The organism is Cupriavidus sp. 05T42 (genome assembly GCF_056396345.1).
Genome location: NZ_JBFTLH010000045.1, coordinates 1 through 2,531 on the forward strand (window position 1 = coordinate 1; position 2,531 = coordinate 2,531).

The 2,531-nt window shown below is 62.7% G+C and carries 3 protein-coding genes; all 3 read right to left on the reverse strand.

Annotated elements, in window-relative coordinates; genetic code table 11:
• Positions 1 to 2: 2 nt before the first annotated feature.
• Positions 3 to 443 carry a DUF3304 domain-containing protein gene (locus AC1EJR_RS27175; RefSeq protein WP_477147845.1) on the reverse strand — a complete coding sequence of 147 codons (441 nt, stop codon included), beginning with the start codon at positions 441 to 443 and terminating at the stop codon, positions 3 to 5.
• 22 nt (positions 444 to 465) lie between these two features.
• Positions 466 to 918, reverse strand: a complete 453-nt coding sequence (locus tag AC1EJR_RS27180; protein ID WP_477147846.1) for a DUF3304 domain-containing protein — start codon at positions 916 to 918, stop codon at positions 466 to 468.
• Positions 915 to 2,531, reverse strand: a 1,617-nt coding sequence (locus AC1EJR_RS27185; RefSeq protein WP_477147847.1) for a DUF4123 domain-containing protein, incomplete at its 5' end; no start/stop codon positions are given. The genes AC1EJR_RS27180 and AC1EJR_RS27185, both read right to left, overlap by 4 nt.

The window sequence follows — 2,531 nt, forward strand, 5'->3', positions numbered from 1 at the left end:
GGTTACTTGCGCGCCTCGTCGCCCTTCAAKGGATAGTCGGGATGTCCAAGACCCATCATGGTCACGAACACCTTGACATTGCCGTCGCGCAGGAAGTGGACGGCGAACATTCCGCCATCCCTTGGTCCATAAGGAGGTACCGGCACGATCCGCTCCTGCGGAACATCGTCGATGCGATGGAGCCACCTGACCTTCGCCGTCATGCCAGGCTTGTAGACCCGTGGCACCGTGACGCAACAAGTGAACTTTCCGCCGCCCTTGTGCGCCCCGATATTCGGTCCGCCATGACCGTTGACCTCGAACGCGTAGATGCCCACATCGGTGTGGTTGTAGCCAACCATTGACACCGCGATGRGCTTGTCGCCGCAACCGGACACTGCCAGTGACAATGCTGCCAGCAGGCCGGCTATCCACGCCCGTGGGCGCGCTACTGTGTAAGGCATGACTCTCCTSGTGGAACTGTGGTTACTTGCGCGCCTCGTCGCCTTTCAGGGGATACGCCGGGTGACCAAGCAGCGTCATSGTCACGAACACCTTGATACTGCCGTCTCGAAGAAAATGGAGAGTCAGAAGCCCCACGTCTTCAGGGCGGTAGGGGGGCACAGGGACAATCCGCTCCTGCGGAACATCGTCGATGCGATGGASCCACCTGACCTTCGCCGTCATGCCAGGCTTGTAGACCCGTGGCACCGTGACGCAACAGGTGAACTTGCCACCGCCTTCGTGCGGCCAGATATTCGGGCCACCACGGCCATTGACCTCGAACGCGTAGATGCCTACATCGGTGTGGTTGTAGCCAACCATTGACACCGCGATGGGCTTGTCGCCACATCCGGACATTGCCAGCGACAGTGCCGCAAGCATGGCCAGCCGGCCGCAACGCCTCAGGCTCGCCGCCGATGCCAGACGATGGTTCATCGTGCATCCTCCTGCTCGTCAGGCGCTTCCCATAAAKGCGTGCCGGCGGCGACCTCAACCCCAGGTCCGCCTGCCCACTTCGCAAACGTATCGCTGTGCGCATTCGCCGGCATCGACAACCGTTGCGTGGCTTGCGGATGATCGACAAAGCGCCCCGACGTCTGGAAGGCCAATATCAGGTACTCCACCAAATCTTCCACGTCGGACAACCCATGCTGGCGCGCGGCACGCAAATGCGCTTCGATAAATGGATGAACTACGCGGTATGGCACGTGCCGCAGCTTTGGCATGATTGCCTGCAGGCCGCCGATCATGCCGTCCGCTTCGGTGGCAGCCTCCAGGGCGGCGATTTGCTTTTCGTCGAGGTGGACGGGCAGGGAAAACGCCCCGTCATAGTGAGCGTCGTCGGCAGGCAGCGTGGCCTGCTGGCACTTACCGAAACGGTCGAAGTAGCGCCATTCCGTGATGCCGCGCGTGAAGAATCCGCGTTGATCGTCGTCAAGGAGCGCGAGCCATGTCGGAAAGATGCGGCCGTCGTACCAGCGGATGATCATTTCGCGATTGTTCGGCACCTTGACCTGATGAAACTGCCGTAGATGCCCGGCGAGGTCGGTCAGCGGACGCGAGGCTGCGATGATGCTGACGCACGGTTTCAGCTCACCGAGGCGCATCGCATCGGCAAGGACGTTCCGGCCAGTCTGATCGTCATGGCTCAGGTCGATCAGCAACGGGGCGATGTCCAGCAGCGATGCCTCGGGATAGCCTTCGAACAGCGACTGGTATGCGGCGCCACAACGGTCCAGCCGAAGGTGGAAGCGCATTTGATGGCTTGAGTCGATCAGGGCGAACCGGTAGTCCATATGGGAGTGCCTMTATTTGATGTAGATGCCGAACTGGCCGCTGCGCATGGCGTMGATCAGGCAGCTCTTGCAAGCCGTGCGGGGCAATTGCTGCGGCGGAATCAACTTGKCCCCCGGCGCGTGCTTGTCCCACGATGCGCACTTCTCGGCGATGTCGCCCAGCGTGACGTTCTCGATCCGCTCGCCAGTGATGCGGATGTAGGAACCTCCGGCACCGATCCAGACCTCCTTGTCAGCGGTAAGAACAACCTTCCCGTCCGTACTGCTGATCGTGACGTCCTTAAGCGCCGCCAGCTGCAGTTCATCGCTCTGCGCCTGGATCTCGACCTTGCCGCGCGCGGCGAACAGCTTCATGCCGAGCTTCTGCGCGAACAGGGACACCGCTTCGCCGGCGGCGACGGTGAAGCGCTTGACGGCGCTGATGTCCGCGCTGCCGCCGGCGGTGGCGATGAGATGGTTCGCCGCGCTCGTTTGCAGGTCCGCCCCGGACACCAGGGCGATACCAGCGGGCGCGCTGGCGAGCAGTCCGGCGGCGCGCAGTTGCTTGAGGCTGTCATTGACCAGGGCCTGCTGGCGCTCGCAGTCGGCGGCGAGGGCTTGTGCGGCCCTGGCGGTCTCGGCCAGTGCCTGGCTTTGCTGGAGCGCTTGTTCGAGCAGGCGCTGAGCCGGGGCCATGTCGAGTTGCTGTCCGCTGGCCTTTGGCTGGTCATCGGCGGTGATGAACAACCCCTTGCCGCCCCGGATGGCCCCCCA